The sequence below is a fragment of the Paenibacillus rubinfantis genome, from assembly GCF_001486505.1.
GTDB classification, from domain to species: Bacteria; Bacillota; Bacilli; order Paenibacillales; family Paenibacillaceae; genus Fontibacillus; species Fontibacillus rubinfantis.
On record NZ_LN909047.1, the window covers coordinates 18,197 to 39,741 of the forward strand.

The following is a 21,545-nucleotide window of genomic DNA, read 5'->3' on the forward strand; positions in this document are numbered from 1 at the left end:
TAGGAGGATTCCGATGGAGGAACAAGAATGGATCGGCGGCAAGCATTCGCTGCTGGAAGCGTTGCATGCCGGCCGTACGATCAATAAAATATGGGTGGCCGAAGGCGCCCAAAAGCATTTGACTCAGCCGATCGTGGCTGAGGCCAAAAAACACGGCATCGTCGTGCAATTTGTGGACAAGCGCAAGCTGGACCAAATGGCGCCCGGCTTGCAGCATCAAGGCGTGGTTGCCCAGGTCGCCCCTTATGCTTACGCCGAGGTGGAGGATTTGCTCGCCCGTGCGCAGGAACGCGGGGAAGCGCCATTTTTACTGATTTTGGACGAGATTGAGGATCCGCATAATCTCGGTTCGATTCTGCGGACGGCCGAATGTACGGGGGCACATGGCGTGATTATTCCCAAACGCCGCTCTGCTGCCGTAACGGCCACCGTGTCTAAAACCTCCGCCGGAGCTGTGGAATACGTTCCTGTCGCCCGGGTGACCAACCTCGTCCAGACGATGGAGCAATTGAAGGAAGCGGGCGTATGGATCGTTGGTACAGACGTTGGCGCAAAGGAAGAGATGTATCGCAGCGGCAATGTGCTTACCGGACCGGTAGCGATCGTCATCGGCAATGAGAATAAAGGCATGGGCCGCCTCGTACGGGAGACGTGCGATGTCCTGGTGAAGCTCCCGATGAACGGCCGGCTGAATTCTCTAAACGCCTCCGTCGCAGCTGGAGTCATTATGTATGAAGTACTGCGCAGACGACGCGCTGAAGGATAAAGGCCATGCGCGATTTGCGCGATGTGCTATTAGTTGACGGGTACAATATGATCGGCGGGTGGCCCGAGCTGGCTGAATTGTCGAGAGACGATTTGCAAGCCGCTCGGGACAGGCTGCTTGAACGGCTTGCCGATTATCAGGCTTTTTCCGGGAGAAAGGTCATCGTCGTCTTTGATGCTTACCGGGTTCCGGGGCTGGGGAAAGCCTATTCGCAAAACAAGGTGGAGATGGTGTTCACCAAGGAGAAGGAAACGGCGGACGAATGCATCGAACGACTGGTAGGCGAGTTGAGTCATCGGCGGCGGCAGATTTACGTTGCGACTAGCGATATGGTGGAGCAGCACGTGATTTTTGGGCAAGGGGCTTTGCGAGTATCGGCACGGGAGCTCTTGATCCAAGTGGAGCAGAGCGAGAAGGAGATCCAGGCCAAAATCGCTGAGCGCAGCGCCAAATCCAGCCGCAATACACTGGATACCAAATTGAGTCCGGAGCAGCGTCAGCTGTTTGAGCGATGGCGTAGGGAATGAAAGGGTATTCTCAAGTTCTGCTACCAAATGCCCTTGACAAAGTTCGACTTTACATCTTTTGGTACTTTTACGGTTGACGCTAATATGCACCTTCATATATACTGTTCGTATTACTTGAATGAGTGACGGGGAACCGTGCGTTGCGGGCCGGAGGGATTTGTGGTGAGTGTCAAACTCGAAACATGGGTAAGGTTTGACTATGAGATCCAAAGTGACGAAGACATTGTCGAGGCGGTTCGGGAAGGCGACAGTGAAGCATTGGAGTACTTGATTAACAAGTACCGGAGCTTCGTGCGCGCCAAGGCTAGGTCTTATTTTCTCATCGGCGCCGATCGCGAAGACATCATCCAGGAAGGCATGATCGGACTCTACAAATCGATCCGGGACTTTCGGGGGGACAAGCTCGCTTCGTTTAAAGCGTTTGCGGAGTTGTGCATTACACGACAGATTATCACTGCGATTAAAACGGCAACGAGGCAGAAGCATATTCCGCTGAATTCGTACGTTTCCTTGGACAAGCCGATCTACGATGAAGAATCGGACCGGACGCTGCTTGATGTCATCTGTGGCTCTCAGGTGAGTGACCCGGAAGAATTGATCATCAACCAGGAGGAGTTTACCGGCCTGGAGGACAAGATGTCCGAAATTCTCAGCGACTTGGAGCGCAAGGTGCTGATGTTGTATTTGGACGGGAGGTCCTATCAGGAGATCGCCGTGGATCTGAATCGCCACGTCAAGTCGATCGACAACGCTCTGCAGCGCGTGAAGCGCAAGCTGGAACGTTACCTGGAAGTACGCGACGGCTGTATTTGAACTTATTCTTATGAACGAAGTACTACTACATAAACAAGTAGACCCAAGGGTTCCTGTTGCAGGAAGCCCTTTTTTTACCACAGTCCTTCGGGTCACAGAGGTCTCGCCGGGCTCGAAATTCCATGCATTCGCTTGCCAAATCTGGCTTCTTCTCAACCGCTTCTCCGCAGCGTCTCTCCTATAGAATTCTCTCTCAAGGGTTTATCTTCCAAATTCGTGAGCTATACTATAAATAATCGAAGAGGTTAGCTTGATGTCTCGTTGACACGGGTAATGCCATGTGATAAAGTGTTTTAGGTAGGCCTAATTTTGTGTTTCCCTTTTTTAGGTGGCAAACATTTGATTTTAGGTCAATATAGAGACAGCTCATTTTAGAATGTCTTCGGGAGGTGCACATCATGCGGGTAATAATTACGTTGGCTTGTACGAATTGCAAACAAAGAAACTACACGACAACGAAAAACAAGCGTAACCACCCCGACCGCATGGAGATGAAGAAGTATTGCAAGTTCTGTAACGAGCAAGTTCCTCATCGCGAAACCAGATAGTCTTTGGAGGTGTAGTCGCGCATGAAACGTAGTTTCAAGTCGTTGTTTTCTTTTTTCTCTGAGAGCTGGGCTGAGCTTAAAAAGGTTCGCTGGCCTAATCGTAAAGAGCTGACTAATTATACGCTGATTGTGCTCGGTACAATTACCGTTGTCGCGATTTATTTTTGGGTTCTGGACATCGGCATCTCTGCTGTGATCGAAGCGATAATTTAAGAAGGGTCCCTAGGTGGCTTGATATGGAAAAAAGATGGTACGTCGTTCATACCTACTCCGGGTATGAGAACAAAGTCAAAGCCAATTTGGAAAAACGCGTCGAGTCCATGGGCATGGAAGACAAGATATTCCGCGTTCTTGTTCCGATGGAAGAAGAAGTGGTGAACAAAGACGGTAAGAAGAAGACCGTCATGCGTAAAGTTTACCCCGGTTACGTCTTGGTGGAAATGATCCAAACCGACGACTCTTGGTATGTTGTTCGCAACACGCCGGGGGTCACCGGGTTTGTTGGCTCTACGGGTTCCGGTTCCAAGCCTACGCCACTGCTCCCTGAAGAAGTGGATCAGATTTTGGCGCATATGGGCATGGAGGAACCGAAACCGGTCATCGAATTTGAGCTCAAAGAGTCCGTGCGCATCAAGGTTGGTCCGTTTGCCAATTTTGTTGGCTCGGTCGAGGAAATTCTGACCGACAAGAGCAAGGTCAAGGTTCACGTCAACATGTTTGGGCGAGAAACCCCACTCGAGCTGGATTACACTCAGGTGGAGAAGATATAACTAAGGGCTTCTAAAGGTTTCTTAGGGTTTCAAAGTGGGAGGGACTTCGGTTCCGTCTACCACTATTAGGGCAAGGAGGTGTTTTACATGGCGAAAAAAGTTATCAAAGTGGTAAAACTGCAAATTCCTGCGGGTAAAGCGAACCCTGCACCACCGGTAGGTCCGGCGTTGGGTCAAGCGGGTGTCAACATCATGGCATTCTGTAAGGAATTTAACGCACGTACCGCTGATCAAGCAGGTTTGATCATCCCGGTTGAAATTTCGGTGTTTGAAGATCGTTCTTTTACGTTCATCACCAAAACTCCTCCGGCAGCCGTTCTGCTTCGCGTTGCAGCGAAGATCGAGAAAGGTTCCGGCGAACCGAACAAGAAAAAAGTAGCTACCGTGAAGCGCGACACTGTTCGTCAAATCGCGGAGCAAAAAATGCCTGACCTGAACGCAGCATCCGTTGAAGCGGCTATGCGCATGGTTGAAGGTACTGCTCGCAGTATGGGCATCACGATTCAAGACTAATCTTGGATCCTCGGATGGAGATGAACCTCCATCCTCAGTGGGAGGAATTTCCGCTAATACCACATAGGAGGACGAATTCATGGCTAAACACGGTAAGAAATACCTGGAAGCCGCTAAGCTGATTGACAGCGAAGCGACATATGAGCCTTCGGAAGCCGTTGAACTGGTGAAGAAGGCGGCGACTGCGAAATTCGACGAAACCGTTGAAGCTGCAGTTCGTTTGGGCGTAGACCCTCGTAAACAAGACCAAGCCGTTCGTGGTGTCGTTGTTCTGCCGCATGGCACGGGCAAAACCCAACGCGTATTGGTGTTCGCTAAAGGCGAAAAAGCAAAGGAAGCGGAAGCAGCCGGAGCGGACTTCGTCGGCGATCAAGACATGATCAACAAAATCCAACAAGGCTGGTTCGAGTTCGATGTCTGCGTAGCTACACCGGACATGATGAGCGAAGTTGGTAAACTCGGTCGTCTGCTCGGCGGTAAAGGCCTTATGCCTAACCCGAAAGCGGGCACGGTTACGTTTGACGTAGCTAAAGCCGTTCAAGAAATCAAAGCCGGTAAAATCGAGTATCGTTTGGATAAAGCAGGTCAAATCCATGCGCCGATCGGTAAAGTATCGTTTACTTCCGATCAATTGAATGAGAACCTCAAAGCTCTCATCGACGCATTGAACCGGGCTAAACCGGCCGCTGCCAAAGGCGTTTACTTGAAGAATATCGCGATTTCTTCGACCATGGGCCCAAGCGCTCGCGTGAATACGGCTGTTTACAGATAATACCTTCCGCTCATTGCGGATCAGGGATTGACACCAGGGGATGCCCCTTGGTATACTGAAACAGTTGTTTTGATGTGAGACTTAAATAAGAATATGCTTACCGTAGACAGTAGGTGCCGCAAGGCTTAATTCCCTACCGAGGTGTTGTGATAGAACGTCAATGCATGCAGCGTTGCTGTGTACAGATGATCCGTCAAGCCTTCGTGATTCTGCGGAGGCTTTTTTCAATGCCTTGCGGAAGTAGCAAGAGGCTCATGAATCTAATAGGAGGTGTACAGTTTGGCAAACGCAAAAGTCATTCAAGCAAAACAAGAAGCCGTTGAAGTTGTAACGACGAAATTGCGCGAAAGCGCAACGACTGTTGTTGCGGACTACCGCGGACTGAATGTTGCTCAAGTTACCGAACTCCGCAAACAGCTTCGTGAAGCTGGCGTGGAATTCCAAGTGCTTAAGAACACGCTCGTTCGTCGTGCTACGGCTGCTGCGGAATTGACCGAGCTGGACGAAGTGTTGACCGGTCCTACGGCCATCGCGTTCAGTACGGAAGATGCAGTAGCTCCTGCCAAAATCTTGAGCGATTTCGCCAAGAAGAACGATGCCCTGAAAGTGAAAGGTGGCGTGGTTGAAGGCCGTGTTGTAGGCGTCGACCAAATCAAAGCGCTGGCGGATCTTCCGTCCCGCGAAGGTCTCCTTTCGATGCTCCTCAGCGTGCTTCAAGCACCAGTGCGCAACATGGCGCTGGCTGTCAAAGCCGTTGCCGAGAAGGAAGAAGCAAGCGCGTAAGTTAGCCTTGCGAAAGCAAGTCATCTGATTCGCAAAAAAATAAACTATTATATAATGGAGGTTCTACCATGAGTAAAGAAGCAATCTTGGAAGCAATCAAAGGTATGACCGTTCTTGAACTGAACGATCTCGTTAAAGCAATCGAAGAAGAATTCGGCGTTACTGCAGCAGCTCCTGTTGTTGTAGCTGGCGGCGGCGGCGGCGGTGCAGCAGCTGAAGAGCAAACTGAATTCGACGTAATCCTGACTAACGCTGGTGCATCCAAAATCAACGTTATCAAAGTGGTTCGCGAAATCACGGGCCTCGGCTTGAAAGAAGCAAAAGACCTGGTTGACAACGCTCCAAAACCACTGAAAGAAAAAGTGGGCAAAGAAGAAGCAGACGGCGTTAAAGCTAAATTGGAAGAAGCAGGCGCAACTGTAGAAGTGAAGTAATAGCTATTACTTCTCCTATAACAAACCCCTTGAACTTGATTCAAGGGGTTTGTTGCCTATATCCCTTACATCCTGCTGCGGGAATGGATATAATAGGGGACAAGAAAGAATGGAAGCCTAGACGTAATGGAGGAATCGAAGGAACATGGCGGATCATTACTACACAAGCCAGCCCGCTGCGGCGCATGATCGGAAAACTTGGGAAGCCTTGCTGAGAGGACAAACCTTTCGTTTTGTCAGCGATGCGGGCGTTTTTGCCAAAGGGGGCGTTGACTTCGGCAGTCGGACTTTAATTGAAGCGATGGACATCCCGGAAGGGGCTGAAGTCCTTGATGTAGGCTGCGGATATGGGCCCATCGGGCTTACGGCCGCCAAGTTGGCCGGACGGGGGCATGTGTGGATGATTGACGTGAACTCCCGTGCCGTGGAACTAGCCCAAGAGAATGCAGCGGCTAACGGCGTGAATAACGTATCCATTGTGGAAAGCGATTTGTTCTCGGCCCTAGGGGATCGGAGCTTTGATGTGGTGCTGACCAACCCGCCGATTCGCGCCGGGAAGGCCACGGTTCATGCCATCTTCGAAGGAGCTTACGAACGCTTGCGTGCAGGCGGATCGTTATGGGTGGTTATTCAGAAAAAGCAAGGTGCGCCATCGGCGAAGGAAAAGCTGGAGTCCTTATTTTCCAGGGTGGAGGAAGTGACGAAGGATAAGGGGTACCGCATTTATAAGGCGGTAAAAGCCTGAGTGGTATGGTGCGGAAGGTTAAGATTTAAACTAAAACCTAAGGTTGACTTGACAAAACCGATATGTTATTATTATAAAATGTCAGCATTAGGATGCCCTCGGTGGCTTTAGTTTAGTGAAATGTCAATAGTTCTACGGAAACAATGCATAAAAATGTATTGTTTTACGTATAATATGCGCATTTTGGATAAACTAATAAATACGGGGACATCAGAGCAGAAACAGACACGGATAAATGATGCTCTTTTTTCGAAAGCATTCGATAAGGGCTTTTCTTTATTTGTGGATGAATCCGTATGGTCCTATTATAAGGGCACAAACACGGGTTCGCAATGTATTTTTAAAGTGAGTAGACATGAGGGGTGAGTTTAAGTTGGCAGGACATCTTGTTCAATATGGTCGACGCACTCGGCGTAGTTATGCGCGAATTAACGAGATACTCGAAGTACCGAACCTGATCGAAATCCAACAGAAATCCTATGAGTGGTTCTTGGAAGAAGGCCTTCGGGAAATGTTCCAAGATATCTCGCCGATTCAGGATTTCACTGGAAATCTGGTGTTGGAGTTTATCGATTACAGCCTGGGCGAACCGAAGTATACGGTGGATGACGCGAAGGAACGCGACGTTACCTATGCGGCGCCGCTTCGGGTCAAAGTCCGGCTTATTAATAAGGAAACCGGCGAAGTCAAAGAGCAGGAAGTATTCATGGGAGATTTCCCGCTGATGACCGAAACCGGTACGTTTATTATTAACGGTGCGGAACGGGTTATTGTCAGCCAGTTGGTTCGCTCTCCTAGCGTCTATTTCAGCACGAAAGTAGATAAGAACGGTAAGAAAATGTATACCGCTACCGTCATTCCAAACCGCGGCGCATGGCTCGAGCTGGAGACGGATGCGAAGGATATTATTTACGTACGGATCGACCGTACCCGTAAAATTCCGGTAACCGTGTTGCTTCGCGCACTTGGCTTCGGAACTGATGCGGAGATTTTGGATTTGCTCGGCAATGATGAGTACATCCGCAACACGCTGGACAAAGACAATACGGATTCGACGGAGAAAGCGCTGATCGAAATCTACGAGCGTCTGCGTCCGGGCGAGCCGCCAACTCTTGAGAATGCAAAGAGCTTGCTTGTGGCCCGTTTCTTCGATCCAAAACGTTACGATCTGGCCAATGTCGGTCGTTACAAAATCAATAAGAAACTGCACATTAAAAACCGCTTGTTTAACCAACGTCTCGCGGAGTCGCTAATCGACACAACCACGGGCGAAATTATCGCGGAAGCCGGTCAAATGGTGGACCGCCGTTTGCTGGACGAGATTTTGCCTCACCTCGAGAGCAATGTGGGCTTCAAGAACTACCATGTTGTCGGCGGCGTGCTTGATGCGGATGACGTGCCGCTGCAAACGATCGACGTCTTCTCGCCGATCGAGGACGGCAAAGTGGTCAAAGTGATCGCGAACCGCAACATCGATAAATCGGTGAAGCATATTACCCCTGCTGATATTATTTCTTCGATCAGCTATTTTATCAATTTGCTGCATGGCATCGGCAGCACGGACGATATCGACCATCTCGGCAACCGTCGTCTGCGCTCGGTGGGTGAGCTTCTGCAGAACCAATTCCGCATCGGCTTGTCCCGAATGGAACGCGTCGTGCGCGAAAGAATGTCGATTCAGGATGCGAACGTGATTACGCCGCAGGCGCTCATCAATATTCGTCCTGTGATCGCTTCGATCAAAGAGTTCTTCGGCAGCTCGCAGTTGTCCCAGTTTATGGATCAAACGAACCCGCTTGCCGAGTTGACGCATAAACGCCGTTTGTCCGCGTTGGGTCCTGGTGGTTTGACCCGGGAACGCGCCGGCATGGAAGTGCGTGACGTTCACCCGTCCCACTACGGCCGGATGTGTCCGATCGAAACGCCGGAAGGACCGAACATCGGCTTGATCAACTCCTTGTCCACCTTTGCGCGGATTAACGAGTACGGCTTTATTGAAGCGCCGTATCGTTGGGTTGATCCGAAGACGGGGACGGTTACCGATCAAGTGGCTTACCTGACGGCCGATGAGGAAGATAACTATATCATCGCTCAGGCCAACGCGAAGCTGACGGAAGATAACTTGTTTGAAGATGAATCGGTTATCGTTCGTTACAATAAGCAGTCGGATAACATCCTGACCATGCCAAGTAACCGTGTGGACTACATGGATATTTCGCCGAAACAGGTCGTGTCGGTTGCAACTGCGCTGATTCCGTTCTTGGAAAATGACGACTCGAACCGTGCGCTCATGGGTTCGAACATGCAACGTCAGGCTGTTCCGTTGCTGATTCCGAAGGCTCCGCTCGTCGGAACCGGGATGGAGCATAAAGCGGCGAAGGACTCCGGCGTATGTATCGTGTCGAAATATGACGGGGTCATCGAGCGGTCGGCAGCGAACGAAATTTGGCTGCGTCGCGTAGAAACGATTGATGGCAAGGAAGTCAAAGGCGACCTTGTTAAATATAAATTACACAAGTTCATGCGTTCTAACCAAGGGACCTGCATTAACCAACGTCCGATCGTGAAGCGGGGAGACGTCGTCAAGAAAGGCGATATCCTGGCTGATGGTCCTTCGACGGAAATGGGCGAATTGGCATTGGGCCGCAACGTGGTCGTCGCCTTCATGACATGGGAAGGTTACAACTACGAGGATGCGATCCTGCTGAGCGAGAAGCTGGTGAAAGAGGATGTATATACTTCGATCCACATCGAGGAATACGAATCCGAAGCCCGCGACACGAAGCTGGGACCGGAAGAGATTACCCGCGACATCCCGAACGTCGGCGAAGAGGCGTTACGTAACCTGGATGAGCGTGGCATTATCCGCGTAGGTGCGGAAATTGCCGCTGGCGACATCCTGGTTGGTAAAGTTACGCCGAAGGGCGTAACGGAGCTGACGGCGGAAGAGCGTTTGCTGCACGCTATCTTTGGTGAGAAGGCTCGCGAAGTTCGCGATACTTCCTTGCGTGTACCGCACGGTACTGACGGGATCGTTGTAGATGTGAAGGTGTTTACCCGCGATAACGGCGACGAATTGCCGCCGGGTGTAAACCAACTGGTTCGCGTATACATCGCGCAAAAACGGAAGATCTCCGAAGGTGACAAAATGGCCGGACGCCATGGTAACAAAGGGGTCGTAGCTCGGATTTTGCCGGAAGAGGATATGCCGTTTATGCCGGATGGAACGCCGGTACAGGTTGTCCTGAACCCGCTGGGTGTACCTTCGCGGATGAACATCGGGCAGGTGCTGGAAATCCACTTGGGGATGGCCGCTCTGCAAATGGGTATTCACGTCGCTACACCGGTATTTGACGGCGCTAACGAGGAAGATGTATTCGACACGATGGAAGAAGCCGGCATGCAACGTAACGGTAAAACGATCCTTTATGATGGCCGCACGGGTGAACCGTTTGAACGCGAAGTTACCGTCGGCGTCATGCACATGATCAAACTTGCACACATGGTTGACGATAAAATCCATGCTCGTTCGACAGGTCCTTACTCGCTCGTTACGCAGCAGCCGCTGGGTGGTAAAGCTCAGTTCGGTGGTCAACGTTTCGGGGAGATGGAAGTGTGGGCGCTGGAAGCTTATGGCGCCGCTTATACGCTGCAAGAGATTCTTACCGTCAAATCGGATGACGTGGTGGGCCGGGTGAAAACCTACGAATCCATCGTCAAAGGAGAAAACGTGCCTGAACCAGGCGTGCCTGAATCGTTTAAGGTCTTGATCAAAGAGCTGCAAAGCTTGGGTATGGACGTCAAGATCCTGACCGAGAACGAAGAAGAGATCGAGATGAAAGAGATCGACGACGAGGATGATGCGTCGGGCGACAAATTGAGTCTCAATCTGGAAGGCGCGGAAGTCGGCGTAGAATAGAGCGTTATATAGTCAAATCAGGACTTGGTTAAGGAGGGATGCTCCTTGTTGGACGTCAACAACTTCGAGTTTATGAAAATTGGGCTTGCTTCCCCAGATAAAATTCGTTCTTGGTCCCGCGGAGAAGTAAAGAAACCGGAAACGATCAACTACCGCACGTTGAAGCCAGAGAAGGAAGGGCTGTTCTGCGAAAAGATTTTTGGCCCAACCAAAGACTGGGAATGTCATTGCGGTAAATATAAACGCGTTCGCTACAAAGGCGTCGTCTGCGACCGCTGCGGCGTTGAGGTTACTCGCGCTAAAGTGCGCCGCGAACGGATGGGGCATATCGAGCTGGCAGCCCCGGTATCCCATATTTGGTACTTCAAAGGGATTCCGAGCCGGATGGGCCTTGCGCTTGACATGTCGCCGCGTTCCCTGGAAGAGATCATTTATTTTGCATCTTATGTCGTAACCGATCCAGGCGAAACGCCGCTGGAGAAAAAGCAGCTTTTGTCCGAGAAGGAATACCGCAGCTACCGCGAGAAATACGGTTATGGATTCCAAGCCGGCATGGGTGCGGAAGCCGTGAAGAAGCTGCTCCAGGATCTCGACATCGACAAAGAGCTTGATTTCCTGAAGGAAGAATTGCGCACGGCCCAAGGTCAACGCCGTAACCGTGCGATCAAACGTTTGGAAGTCATCGAAGCGTTCAAAAGCTCCGGCAATGAGCCGGAGTGGATGATCCTCGACGTGCTTCCGGTGATTCCGCCGGAGCTGCGTCCGATGGTTCAACTCGATGGCGGACGTTTTGCGACGTCTGACTTGAACGATCTGTACCGCCGCGTCATCAACCGGAACAACCGGTTGAAACGTCTTTTGGACCTGGGCGCTCCGGACATCATCGTACAGAACGAGAAACGCATGCTGCAGGAAGCTGTTGACGCCTTGATCGACAATGGCCGCCGCGGCCGTCCAGTTACGGGTCCGGGTAACCGTCCTTTGAAATCCCTGAGCCATATGCTTAAAGGGAAACAAGGTCGTTTCCGCCAGAACCTGCTCGGGAAACGGGTTGACTACTCCGGTCGTTCCGTTATCGTCGTAGGTCCGTACCTGAAAATGTACCAATGTGGTTTGCCGAAGGAAATGGCGCTGGAACTGTTTAAGCCTTTCGTCATGAAAGAGCTGGTTAACAAAGGTCTGGCACATAACATTAAGAGTGCAAAACGCAAAGTCGAACGCGTCAGCCCGGAAGTTTGGGACGTGCTCGAAGAAGTGATTAAAGAACATCCGGTGCTCTTGAACCGTGCCCCTACGCTTCACCGTCTCGGGATCCAGGCGTTTGAGCCGATCTTGGTTGAAGGTCGCGCGATCCGTCTGCATCCGCTCGTATGTACGGCGTATAACGCCGACTTCGACGGTGACCAAATGGCCGTTCACGTACCGTTGTCCGCAGAAGCTCAGGCGGAAGCCCGCATCTTGATGCTGGCGTCCGGCAACATCCTGAACCCGAAAGACGGCAAGCCGGTTGTTACGCCTTCGCAGGATATGGTCCTCGGCTCCTACTATCTGACCATGGATAACAAGGAAGCCAAAGGTGCCGGCATGATTCTGAATTCGGTCAACGAAGCGGTATCCGCTTATCAACGCGGCACGGCTTCGCTGCATGCGCGGGTAGCCATTCCGACGAAAGCGTTGGGCAAAACCAGCTTTACGGAAGCACAGCAAAACGCTTTGCTGATTACGACGGTTGGTAAAATCATTTTCAATGAGATTTTCCCGGCTAGCTTCCCTTACATTAACGAAGCTACGCGCGTCAACTTGTTCCAAGGTACCCCGGATCATTACTTCATTTATGAGAAGGGCGCCAATGTTCTGGAACGGATCATGGCTGCACCGCAAGCAAGTGGTGTCGGCAAGGAATACCTCGGTGAAATCATCGGTCGCTGCTTCGAAATCTACCATACGACGGAAACCTCCGTCATTTTGGACAGAATCAAGCAAACCGGCTTTACTTACTCAACCCGTGCGGGCGTAAGTATTGCGGTAGCCGACGTTATCGTACCGAAAGAGAAGCAGGAAATCCTGCGCGATTCCGATGAGAAGGTACGCGTGGTTACGAATCAATACCGTCGCGGTTTGATTACGAACGAAGAACGTTATGACCGTGTTATCGATATCTGGTCCAAATGTAAGGACCAAATTACCGACGTGCTTATGAAATCGATGGACCGTTACAATTCCATCATGCTCATGGTTGACTCCAAAGCGCGCGGTAACAAATCGCAGATCACCCAGCTGGGTGGGATGCGGGGCTTGATGGCCAACCCGGCGGGCCGGATCATCGAGTTGCCAATCAAATCGAACTTCCGCGAAGGCCTTACCGTCCTCGAGTACTTCCTGTCGACGCACGGCGCGCGGAAAGGTCTGGCGGACACCGCGCTGCGGACAGCCGACTCCGGTTACCTGACTCGCCGTCTCGTAGACGTGGCTCAGGACGTGATCGTTCGCGAGGAAGATTGCGGTACGGATAAAGGCTTTACCGTCGGTGTGATCCAGGACGGCAAAGAGGTTATCGAGGACCTGTACGACCGGATCGAAGGCCGCTACTCGTTCGAGACGATTAAGCATCCGAAAACGGGTGAGATCATCATTCATCGTAATGAATTGATCGATTCCGATAAAGCGCATGAAATCGTCAATGCAGGCATCGCGAAGCTGCAAATTCGTTCCGTACTCAGCTGCCGCGCTCGTCATGGCGTGTGCAAGAAGTGCTACGGACGCAACCTGGCAACCGGGAAACACGTGGAAATCGGGGAAGCTGTCGGTATCATCGCGGCCCAATCGATCGGTGAACCGGGAACCCAGCTCACCATGCGTACGTTCCATACCGGGGGCGTTGCGGGTGACGATATTACCCAAGGTCTTCCGCGGATTCAAGAGCTGTTTGAAGCCCGGAATCCGAAAGGCCAAGCAACGATCAGTGAGATCGACGGCGTAATCAAAGAAATCCGTGAAGCCAAAGACCGTCGCGAAATCGAGGTTCAAGGCGAAGCGGAAACGAAGGTATACTCCGTCACTTACGGTTCTCGTCTGCGCGTCAGCGAAGGCGATGAGATCGAGGCTGGAGACGAGTTGACCGATGGTTCGATCGACCCGAAAGAAATTTTGCGCATCAAGGGGATTCGCGGTGTACAGAACTACATTCTGCAGGAAGTACAGCGCGTATACCGGAACCAAGGCGTAGAAATCAACGACAAGCACGTTGAGGTCATGATTCGCCAAATGCTGCGCAAGATCCGGATTGTGGATGCCGGTGATACGCCGCTCCTGCCGGGCTCTTTCGTGGACCTGCATGAGTATGAGGTTGCCAACAAAGATGCGATCCTGTCCGGCAAAGAACCGGCGGTTGCCAAACCGGTCTTGCTCGGGATTACGAAAGCATCGCTGGAAACCGACTCCTTCTTGTCCGCCGCTTCCTTCCAGGAAACGACGCGGGTGCTTACCGACGCTGCCATCAAAGGCAAAGTCGACAAGCTGCTCGGCTTGAAAGAGAATGTGATCATCGGTAAGTTGATTCCGGCCGGTACCGGCATGAATCGCTACCGTAACATTCAATTTGAAGAGCCGGAGCAAGATGAGGCGGCTGAAGAAAGCTTGGAGCCTGTTTCTGTCGAATAACGATGATGTGAAGATAAGCCGGCGCGGCCCTGAAGCGAGTTGTATCCGGGTCGCGCCGGACTTGTTTTTTTCTAAGAAATTCGCTGAATAATTTGCTTGACATCGGCTATAGCCGAGTGATACTATATCATAGTGCGTGAGAACGGATAACCCTGTGCTTTGGAGGGCTTTGTGATGTCTAATGATAAAGGACTACGGGACGCACCGGTTAAAATCGGCACCAAGCAAACCATGCGAATGGTTGAACTTGGACGGGCCGAAGAAGTTTATGTGGCTGAGAATGCAGATCCGCGTCTTACATCAAAGATCGTCGCCTTATGCAACCAACATAACGTCAAAGTCACTTATGTGGATACGATGGTTAATCTCGGCAAAGCTTGCGGGATTGAAGTGGGAGCGGCGATGGCTGCGATTGTAAAACCATAGTTGATTGAAATGTTTTTGCTAATAGGGGAAACTCTTCGGCAAAAACTTTTCCTTTGTTCTTTTATGAACCGCCTGGGTCTGTGGGCTTAACAAAAAGGTTTGTAAAGAAACATGAATTCTGAGGAAGGGGGTGGCAACAACATGCCAACAATTAACCAATTAGTACGTAAAGGACGCCAAGATAAGGTGTACAAATCCAAATCTCCAGCGTTGCAAAGAGGTTTTAACGCCCTGAAACGTGAGGCTACGGATTTGAGTTCTCCGCAAAAACGCGGCGTCTGCACTCGTGTAGGTACGATGACTCCGAAGAAACCGAACTCCGCACTTCGTAAATATGCCCGTGTTCGTTTGACGAACCGTGTAGAGGTGACGGCTTACATTCCAGGGATCGGTCACAACCTGCAAGAACACAGCGTTGTATTGATTCGTGGCGGCCGGGTCAAAGACCTTCCGGGTGTACGTTACCATATCGTACGCGGAGCTTTGGATACCGCTGGGGTTAACAACCGGATGCAAGCTCGTTCCAAATACGGCGCGAAACGTCCGAAAGCGAAGAAATCCTAAGATCGCTTGAATTTTTAAATGGAAGTTCAAAAACCGGCTTTTCAGCACCGAGAAGGTTGGATGAAGCTAGGGACTGAGTAGCGGAGCGTAGCTGTAAGCTGCGTGAGCAACGGAAGGCCCGGCTGAATTCAAGATTCGAAGTCGAAACTGCATCATGATATACATCGTGATCAAAAGGTGGTTTTGAACTACTACTAAAGGTTTGAATTATTGTTGAAAGGGGGATAACAAACTATGCCACGCAAAGGTCCAGTTACGAAGAGAGACGTGTTGCCAGATCCGGTGTATAACAGCAAATTGGTTACACGCTTGATCAACCGCATCATGCTTGACGGTAAACGCGGCGTTGCTCAAAGCATTCTGTACAATGCGTTCAACATCATTCAAGAGCGCACGGGGAATGACCCTATGGAAGTGTTTGAAGCAGCGATCAAGAATATCATGCCTGTACTGGAAGTTAAAGCTCGTCGTGTCGGCGGTGCAAACTACCAGGTTCCGATCGAGGTTAAGCCAGAAAGACGTACATCCTTGGGATTACGTTGGTTGGTAAACTACTCCCGCAACCGCGGTGAGAAAACGATGGAAGAACGTTTGGCTGCCGAGATTATCGACGCATCCAACAACACAGGTGCTTCCGTTAAGAAACGTGAAGATACACACAAAATGGCGGAAGCGAACAAAGCGTTCGCGCACTACCGTTGGTAGGATAACGCCCGTATTTCAAAATTTATATTTTGAAGGGAGACAGATTCATGGCAAGAGAGTTCTCCTTGAAAAATACACGTAATATCGGGATCATGGCGCATATTGACGCCGGTAAGACAACCACGACGGAACGGATCTTGTTCTACACAGGCCGTACGCACAAAATCGGGGAAGTTCACGAGGGTGCTGCGACGATGGACTGGATGGAACAAGAGCAAGAGCGCGGAATCACGATTACGTCCGCTGCGACGACCGCTCAATGGAAAGGTCACCGCGTAAATATCATCGATACCCCGGGACACGTCGACTTCACTGTTGAAGTCGAACGTTCCCTGCGTGTATTGGACGGGGCTGTAGGCGTGTTCAGTGCGAAAGAAGGCGTTGAGCCGCAGTCTGAAACCGTTTGGAGACAAGCTGACCGCTATGGCGTTCCTCGGATCGCCTATGTCAACAAAATGGATATCATCGGTGCCGATTACCTGAACGTTGTCAAAGATATGCGCGAGCGTCTGCAAGCAAATGCCGTTGCGATCCAATTGCCGATCGGTGCGGAAAACGATTTTGTCGGGATTATCGACATCGTTGCTCAAAAAGCGTATATGTACAGAGACGATCTGGGTCAACAAATCGATGAGGTAGAAATTCCTGCAGAATTCACTGCACAAGTTGAAGAGCTTCGTGCAGAATTGGTAGAGAAGGTTGCTGAACTGGACGAAGACTTGACGATGAAATACCTCGAAGGCGAGGAAATCACCGTTGAGGAACTGAAAGCAGCGCTTCGCAAAGGGGTTTGTGAAGTTAAAATCTTCCCTGTTATCTGCGGTTCTTCTTACCGTAACAAAGGGGTTCAGCTGATGCTGGATGCCGTAATCGATTACTTGCCATCGCCGCTTGACGTACCAAGCATCCAAGGTCACTTGGAAGACGGTGCGGAAGTGGAACGTCACTCTTCCGACGAAGAGCCGTTTGCGGCGCTTGCATTTAAAATCATGACCGACCCTTACGTGGGTAAGCTGACGTTCTTCCGCGTATACTCCGGTATTTTGCAATCCGGTTCGTATGTGCTGAACGCAACGAAAGGCAAACGCGAACGGATCGGCCGTATCCTGCAAATGCATGCCAACAGCCGTCAGGAAATCAGCGAAGTATATGCTGGTGATATCGCTGCAGCTGTAGGTTTGAAAGACACGGGGACAGGTGATACACTGTGTGATGAGAAGGCACCGGTTATTCTTGAATCGATGAACTTCCCTGATCCGGTTATCGAAATCGCTGTTGAACCTAAGACGAAAGCCGACCAAGACAAAATGGGCGTTGCTCTCGGTAAACTGACGGAGGAAGATCCTACGCTTCGCGCTCATACAGACGAAGAAACGGGACAAACGATCCTTGCGGGTATGGGTGAGCTTCACCTGGATATCATCATCGACCGGATGCGCCGTGAATTCAAAGTTGAGACAAACGTTGGTAAACCACAAGTTGCTTACCGTGAAACGTTCAAAGCTCCTGCTCGCGTCGAAGGTAAATTCGTTCGTCAATCCGGTGGTCGTGGTCAATATGGTCACGTCTGGGTTGAATTTGAACCTCTGGAGCCAGGTACTGGTAACCAGTTCGACAGCAAAATCGTCGGCGGTTCCGTTCCTAGAGAGTATATCGCTCCGGCACAACAAGGTATTGAAGAAGCTATGAAGAATGGTGTGCTTGCAGGCTTCCCGCTTGTAGACGTTAAAGCCACAATCGTAGACGGTTCGTACCATGATGTCGACTCCAGTGAAATGGCGTTTAAAATCGCCGGCTCCATGGCTCTGAAAGCGGCTAAAGATAAATGTCAGCCGATTCTGCTTGAGCCGATCATGAAAGTTGAAGTAACGGTACCTGAGGAGTACATGGGTGACGTTATGGGTATGCTGAACTCTCGCCGTGGCCGTATCGAAGGTATGGACTCCCGTGGCGGTGCGCAAATTATCCGTGCGAAAGTGCCTCTCTCCGAAATGTTCGGTTACTCGACAACCCTTCGTTCCGGTACGCAAGGACGCGGCGTATTCTCGATGGAACTTTCTCACTATGAAGAAGTTCCGAAGACCATCGCTGAAGAAATCGTATCCAAGAACAAAGGCGGAGAATAACTTAATGTATTTACCGATCGGAGGATTTGTTCTTCCGAGCGGTCACACATAACAATCCATATTTTAAGGAGGAACTGTTTAAAATGGCAAAGGCTAAATACGAACGTACAAAACCGCACGTTAATATCGGTACGATTGGTCACGTCGACCATGGTAAAACAACTCTGACTGCAGCCATCACGACTGTATTGTCCAAAACATATGGCGGTGCTGCTGTAGCATTCGACCAAATCGACAAAGCTCCAGAAGAACGCGAACGCGGTATCACAATCTCGACGGCTCACGTTGAGTATGAAACAAACAACCGCCACTACGCACACGTTGACTGCCCAGGGCACGCCGACTATGTTAAAAACATGATCACCGGCGCAGCTCAAATGGACGGCGCAATCCTGGTTGTATCCGCAGCTGACGGCCCAATGCCGCAAACTCGCGAGCACATCCTGTTGTCCAAAAACGTAGGCGTTCCTTACATCGTCGTATTCCTGAACAAATGCGACATGGTTGAAGACGAAGAGTTGCTTGAACTGGTTGAAATGGAAGTTCGCGACCTGCTGAACGAATATGACTTCCCAGGCGACGACACTCCAATCATCCGTGGTTCCGCTCGTGAAGCTCTGCAAAACCCTGATGGCGACTGGGCTAAGAAAATCGTTGAGATGTTTGAAATCATCGACGAATACATTCCGTTGCCAGAACGTCCAGTCGACAAACCATTCTTGATGCCTGTCGAGGACGTATTCTCGATCACAGGTCGTGGTACGGTAGCAACTGGCCGTGTAGAACGCGGTACGGTTAAAGTCGGCGACGAAATCGAAATCGTGGGTATCGTTGAAGAAACGAAAAAATCCGTTGTTACCGGCGTTGAAATGTTCCGTAAATTGCTCGACTCCGCTCAAGCGGGCGACAACATCGGCGCATTGCTCCGCGGTGTTGACCGTAAAGAAATCGAACGCGGTCAAGTATTGGCTAAACCAGCTTCCGTTAATCCGCATACTGAGTTCACCGCTCAAGTATACGTATTGACAAAAGAAGAAGGCGGACGTCATAAACCTTTCTTCACAGGTTACCGTCCACAATTCTATTTCCGTACAACTGACGTAACTGGCATCATCAACCTGCCAGAAGGTACTGAAATGGTTATGCCTGGCGACAACATCGAAGTTACCGTTCAACTGATCTCCCCAATCGCGATTGAAGAAGGAACTCGCTTCTCCATCCGTGAAGGCGGCCGTACAGTTGGATCCGGCGCTGTTGTTAAAATCACGAAATAAGAAGGCTTCAAGCCTGATTAGAAGAGCTGGTTCCCCTCGACAATGTGGGGGATCAGCTCTTTTTTTGTACAAACAAAAACTTTAGATTTTATGCTTGCATTCCGCCTATCTTTTCTATATAATAGTGAATGTTGTTCTGTGACGTTGCGATGATGTGAGAGGTTACTGACACACCCGGCCCCTTTGCCATGGGAAGGTGGTCAGAAAATTTTCACGGAGTATGTCCGATACTAAATTGGGCGATAGAAGGAGGGACTAAAATGGCAAAGCAAAAAATTCGTATTCGTTTGAAAGCTTACGACCACAGAATTCTTGATCAATCCGCAGAGAAAATCGTTGAAACGGCAAAACGTTCGGGTGCTGGCGTATCCGGGCCGATTCCGCTGCCAACTGAGAAACAAGTGATTACTATTCTCCGTGCGGTACACAAGTACAAGGATTCCCGGGAACAATTCGAACAACGGACGCACAAACGTCTGATCGACATTGTGAACCCGACTCCACAAACTGTGGATGCCTTGATGCGCTTGGACCTGCCGTCCGGTGTAGATATCGAAATCAAATTGTAATACCTACTATTGTAAGGTAACCAGGAAAGGAAAAGAGGTGTCAACATGAAAGGTATCTTAGGAAAAAAACTTGGAATGACTCAAGTGTTTACTCCGGAGGGGAACGTAATTCCCGTAACGGTTATTGAGGCAAGCTCTAACGTAGTTCTGCAAAAGAAAGATCTGGAGAACGACGGTTACGAAGCAATCCAAATCGGCTATGCCGATAAGAAGGAATCCAGAGCAAACAAACCGGAAGTTGGGCATGCGAAGAAAGCAGGCGCAACGCCTAAGCGCTACGTTCGCGAAATTCGCGGTGTTGATTTGGCAGGATACGAGGTTGGCCAAGAGGTCAAAGTTGATATTTTTGCTGAAGGCGAATTTGTTGACGTAACAGGTATTTCGAAGGGTAAAGGGTTCCAAGGCGTAATCAAACGCTGGGGACAAAGCCGCGGCCCAATGGCTCACGGTTCCCGTTACCATCGCAGACCAGGTTCCATGGGTTCTATCCAAGCGAACCGCGTTCCGAAAGGCAAACGCCTTCCAGGGCATATGGGCAGCGAAACCGTAACGATCCAAAACCTCGAAGTCGTGCGTGTAGATGCAGAACGCAACGTACTGCTTGTTAAAGGCTCGATTCCAGGTCCTAAAAACAGCTTTGTTAAAATCAAACAAACCATTAAGAAATAATTAGCCCTCAAGAAAGGAGGAACAACAAATGCCAAAAGTAGCACTTTTCAATATTAGCGGTAGCCAAGTAGGCGAAGTGGAATTGAACGATGCCGTATTCGGAATTGAGCCGAATACACATGTTCTTCATGAAGCTGTAGTTATGCAGCGCGCTTCCCTGCGTTTTGGTACGCATAAAGTTAAAGGACGCTCCGAAGTTCGTGGCGGCGGCCGTAAGCCTTGGAAACAAAAAGGTACAGGTCGTGCACGTCAAGGTTCGATCCGCGCTCCTCAATGGAAAGGCGGCGGCGTGGTATTCGGACCAACTCCGCGCAGCTATTCCTACAAACTGCCTAAGAAAGTTCGTCGTTTGGCGATCAAATCGGCGCTCTCGTCGAAAGTGATCGATCAGGACATCATCGTATTGGACGCACTTGCGATGAACGCTCCAAAAACGAAAGAATTCGCGGCGATTTTGAACAACCTGAAAGTGGAACGCAAAGCTTTGGTTGTAGCTCCTAGCTATGACGACAACTTGGCGCTTTCCGCACGCAATATCCCAGGTGTTAAATTCGTAGCGGCAGACGGCATTAATGTTCTTGACGTGCTGACGCACGACAAACTGATCATTACGAAGGAAGCAGTTCAGAAGGTAGAGGAGGTGCTCGCGTAATGAAAGATCCTCGCGATATTATCAAACGCCCGGTGATTACGGAACGGTCTACGGAATACATGAACGATCTGAAATATGTTTTTGAAGTAGATCTTCGTGCCAACAAAACCGAAATCAAACAAGCTGTTGAGTCGATTTTCGGTGTGAAGGTGAAGAGCGTAAACACCTTGCGTGTTCCCGGGAAGCTGAAACGTTACGGACGCTACTCCGGATACACTCCCGAATGGAAAAAAGCTTTTGTTACATTGACTGCGGACAGCAAGCCGCTTCAATTCTTTGAATCGGTATAAAATCGTTTAAAGTAAGGAGG

At 50.3% G+C, this 21,545-nt stretch carries 22 protein-coding genes and 1 other annotated feature; all 22 genes read left to right on the plus strand.

What is annotated here, in order from left to right; genetic code table 11:
• Nucleotides 1-13 precede the first annotated feature (13 nt).
• Entirely contained in the window at nucleotides 14-766 is a 753-nt protein-coding gene (gene rlmB, locus BN3277_RS00090) for a 23S rRNA (guanosine(2251)-2'-O)-methyltransferase RlmB (protein ID WP_059040307.1), read from the plus strand.
• A gap of 5 nt (nucleotides 767-771) precedes the next feature.
• Nucleotides 772-1,293 carry an NYN domain-containing protein gene (locus BN3277_RS00095; protein ID WP_059040308.1) on the plus strand — a complete coding sequence of 174 codons (522 nt, stop codon included), beginning with the start codon at nucleotides 772-774 and terminating at the stop codon, nucleotides 1,291-1,293.
• Between the two features lie 159 nt (nucleotides 1,294-1,452).
• Nucleotides 1,453-2,106 carry an RNA polymerase sporulation sigma factor SigH gene (gene sigH, locus BN3277_RS00100; protein ID WP_392396605.1) on the plus strand — a complete coding sequence of 218 codons (654 nt, stop codon included), beginning with the start codon at nucleotides 1,453-1,455 and terminating at the stop codon, nucleotides 2,104-2,106.
• A gap of 398 nt (nucleotides 2,107-2,504) precedes the next feature.
• Nucleotides 2,505-2,654, plus strand: a complete 150-nt coding sequence (gene rpmG / locus BN3277_RS24755; RefSeq protein ID WP_009226622.1) for a 50S ribosomal protein L33 — start codon at nucleotides 2,505-2,507, stop codon at nucleotides 2,652-2,654.
• A gap of 21 nt (nucleotides 2,655-2,675) precedes the next feature.
• Nucleotides 2,676-2,867, plus strand: a complete 192-nt coding sequence (secE, locus tag BN3277_RS00105; protein WP_009226623.1) for a preprotein translocase subunit SecE — start codon at nucleotides 2,676-2,678, stop codon at nucleotides 2,865-2,867.
• A 23-nt stretch (nucleotides 2,868-2,890) separates the two neighbouring features.
• Nucleotides 2,891-3,424, plus strand: a complete 534-nt coding sequence (nusG, locus tag BN3277_RS00110; RefSeq protein ID WP_059040310.1) for a transcription termination/antitermination protein NusG — start codon at nucleotides 2,891-2,893, stop codon at nucleotides 3,422-3,424.
• Nucleotides 3,425-3,511: 87 nt separating this feature from the next.
• Nucleotides 3,512-3,937 (plus strand): 50S ribosomal protein L11, encoded by a 426-nt coding sequence (gene rplK / locus BN3277_RS00115; RefSeq protein WP_016310704.1) that lies wholly within the window; start codon nucleotides 3,512-3,514, stop codon nucleotides 3,935-3,937.
• Between the two features lie 79 nt (nucleotides 3,938-4,016).
• Nucleotides 4,017-4,709, plus strand: coding sequence for a 50S ribosomal protein L1 (rplA, locus tag BN3277_RS00120; RefSeq protein ID WP_059040311.1), 693 nt, complete (start codon nucleotides 4,017-4,019; stop codon nucleotides 4,707-4,709).
• A gap of 82 nt (nucleotides 4,710-4,791) precedes the next feature.
• Nucleotides 4,792-4,944: a sequence feature (ribosomal protein L10 leader region), on the plus strand.
• A 44-nt stretch (nucleotides 4,945-4,988) separates the two neighbouring features.
• Entirely contained in the window at nucleotides 4,989-5,492 is a 504-nt protein-coding gene (gene rplJ, locus BN3277_RS00125) for a 50S ribosomal protein L10 (protein ID WP_059040312.1), read from the plus strand.
• Between the two features lie 68 nt (nucleotides 5,493-5,560).
• Nucleotides 5,561-5,926 (plus strand): 50S ribosomal protein L7/L12, encoded by a 366-nt coding sequence (gene rplL, locus BN3277_RS00130; protein ID WP_059040313.1) that lies wholly within the window; start codon nucleotides 5,561-5,563, stop codon nucleotides 5,924-5,926.
• Between the two features lie 145 nt (nucleotides 5,927-6,071).
• The gene (locus tag BN3277_RS00135; RefSeq protein WP_059040314.1) at nucleotides 6,072-6,671 is read left to right on the plus strand and encodes a class I SAM-dependent methyltransferase; all 600 of its coding nucleotides are present in this window, start codon (nucleotides 6,072-6,074) and stop codon (nucleotides 6,669-6,671) included.
• Between the two features lie 373 nt (nucleotides 6,672-7,044).
• A complete protein-coding gene (gene rpoB, locus BN3277_RS00140) occupies nucleotides 7,045-10,590 on the plus strand; it encodes a DNA-directed RNA polymerase subunit beta (protein ID WP_059040315.1) in 3,546 nt (1,181 codons plus the stop codon).
• Nucleotides 10,591-10,635: 45 nt separating this feature from the next.
• A complete protein-coding gene (gene rpoC / locus BN3277_RS00145; protein ID WP_059040316.1) occupies nucleotides 10,636-14,250 on the plus strand; it encodes a DNA-directed RNA polymerase subunit beta' in 3,615 nt (1,204 codons plus the stop codon).
• 174 nt (nucleotides 14,251-14,424) lie between these two features.
• Nucleotides 14,425-14,676, plus strand: a complete 252-nt coding sequence (locus BN3277_RS00150) for a ribosomal L7Ae/L30e/S12e/Gadd45 family protein (RefSeq protein WP_059040317.1) — start codon at nucleotides 14,425-14,427, stop codon at nucleotides 14,674-14,676.
• Between the two features lie 141 nt (nucleotides 14,677-14,817).
• On the plus strand, nucleotides 14,818-15,240 hold the full coding sequence (gene rpsL / locus BN3277_RS00155) for a 30S ribosomal protein S12 (protein WP_018753998.1): 423 nt from the start codon (nucleotides 14,818-14,820) through the stop codon (nucleotides 15,238-15,240).
• Between the two features lie 234 nt (nucleotides 15,241-15,474).
• On the plus strand, nucleotides 15,475-15,945 hold the full coding sequence (gene rpsG, locus BN3277_RS00160) for a 30S ribosomal protein S7 (RefSeq protein ID WP_046680956.1): 471 nt from the start codon (nucleotides 15,475-15,477) through the stop codon (nucleotides 15,943-15,945).
• 47 nt (nucleotides 15,946-15,992) lie between these two features.
• Nucleotides 15,993-18,071: an elongation factor G gene (gene fusA, locus BN3277_RS00165; protein WP_059040318.1), complete on the plus strand. Its 2,079-nt coding sequence runs from the start codon at nucleotides 15,993-15,995 to the stop codon at nucleotides 18,069-18,071.
• A gap of 83 nt (nucleotides 18,072-18,154) precedes the next feature.
• The gene (gene tuf / locus BN3277_RS00170; protein ID WP_059040319.1) at nucleotides 18,155-19,345 is read left to right on the plus strand and encodes an elongation factor Tu; all 1,191 of its coding nucleotides are present in this window, start codon (nucleotides 18,155-18,157) and stop codon (nucleotides 19,343-19,345) included.
• A 260-nt stretch (nucleotides 19,346-19,605) separates the two neighbouring features.
• Entirely contained in the window at nucleotides 19,606-19,914 is a 309-nt protein-coding gene (gene rpsJ, locus BN3277_RS00175) for a 30S ribosomal protein S10 (protein WP_009226637.1), read from the plus strand.
• A 45-nt stretch (nucleotides 19,915-19,959) separates the two neighbouring features.
• Nucleotides 19,960-20,583, plus strand: a complete 624-nt coding sequence (gene rplC / locus BN3277_RS00180) for a 50S ribosomal protein L3 (protein WP_059040320.1) — start codon at nucleotides 19,960-19,962, stop codon at nucleotides 20,581-20,583.
• A 28-nt stretch (nucleotides 20,584-20,611) separates the two neighbouring features.
• Nucleotides 20,612-21,235: a 50S ribosomal protein L4 gene (gene rplD / locus BN3277_RS00185; protein WP_059040321.1), complete on the plus strand. Its 624-nt coding sequence runs from the start codon at nucleotides 20,612-20,614 to the stop codon at nucleotides 21,233-21,235.
• Nucleotides 21,235-21,525, plus strand: a complete 291-nt coding sequence (gene rplW, locus BN3277_RS00190; protein WP_059040322.1) for a 50S ribosomal protein L23 — start codon at nucleotides 21,235-21,237, stop codon at nucleotides 21,523-21,525. The genes rplD and rplW overlap by 1 nt, the downstream gene beginning before the upstream one ends.
• Nucleotides 21,526-21,545: the final 20 nt, after the last annotated feature.

Excerpts from the sequence above, each read along its gene's own strand:
- fusA (WP_059040318.1), top strand. The coding sequence starts at position 15,993 with ATGGCAAGAGAGTTCTCCTTGAAAAATACACGTAATATCGGGATCATG.
- secE (WP_009226623.1), top strand. The coding sequence starts at position 2,676 with ATGAAACGTAGTTTCAAGTCGTTGTTTTCTTTTTTCTCTGAGAGCTGG.
- rplC (WP_059040320.1), top strand. The coding sequence starts at position 19,960 with ATGAAAGGTATCTTAGGAAAAAAACTTGGAATGACTCAAGTGTTTACT.
- rplA (WP_059040311.1), top strand. The coding sequence starts at position 4,017 with ATGGCTAAACACGGTAAGAAATACCTGGAAGCCGCTAAGCTGATTGAC.
- rlmB (WP_059040307.1), top strand. The coding sequence starts at position 14 with ATGGAGGAACAAGAATGGATCGGCGGCAAGCATTCGCTGCTGGAAGCG.
- tuf (WP_059040319.1), top strand. The coding sequence starts at position 18,155 with ATGGCAAAGGCTAAATACGAACGTACAAAACCGCACGTTAATATCGGT.
- BN3277_RS00135 (WP_059040314.1), top strand. The coding sequence starts at position 6,072 with ATGGCGGATCATTACTACACAAGCCAGCCCGCTGCGGCGCATGATCGG.
- rpsL (WP_018753998.1), top strand. The coding sequence starts at position 14,818 with ATGCCAACAATTAACCAATTAGTACGTAAAGGACGCCAAGATAAGGTG.
- rpsJ (WP_009226637.1), top strand. The coding sequence starts at position 19,606 with ATGGCAAAGCAAAAAATTCGTATTCGTTTGAAAGCTTACGACCACAGA.
- rpmG (WP_009226622.1), top strand. The coding sequence starts at position 2,505 with ATGCGGGTAATAATTACGTTGGCTTGTACGAATTGCAAACAAAGAAAC.
- rplL (WP_059040313.1), top strand. The coding sequence starts at position 5,561 with ATGAGTAAAGAAGCAATCTTGGAAGCAATCAAAGGTATGACCGTTCTT.
- rplD (WP_059040321.1), top strand. The coding sequence starts at position 20,612 with ATGCCAAAAGTAGCACTTTTCAATATTAGCGGTAGCCAAGTAGGCGAA.
- BN3277_RS00150 (WP_059040317.1), top strand. The coding sequence starts at position 14,425 with ATGTCTAATGATAAAGGACTACGGGACGCACCGGTTAAAATCGGCACC.
- BN3277_RS00095 (WP_059040308.1), top strand. The coding sequence starts at position 772 with ATGCGCGATTTGCGCGATGTGCTATTAGTTGACGGGTACAATATGATC.
- rplW (WP_059040322.1), top strand. The coding sequence starts at position 21,235 with ATGAAAGATCCTCGCGATATTATCAAACGCCCGGTGATTACGGAACGG.
- nusG (WP_059040310.1), top strand. The coding sequence starts at position 2,891 with ATGGAAAAAAGATGGTACGTCGTTCATACCTACTCCGGGTATGAGAAC.
- rplK (WP_016310704.1), top strand. The coding sequence starts at position 3,512 with ATGGCGAAAAAAGTTATCAAAGTGGTAAAACTGCAAATTCCTGCGGGT.
- rpsG (WP_046680956.1), top strand. The coding sequence starts at position 15,475 with ATGCCACGCAAAGGTCCAGTTACGAAGAGAGACGTGTTGCCAGATCCG.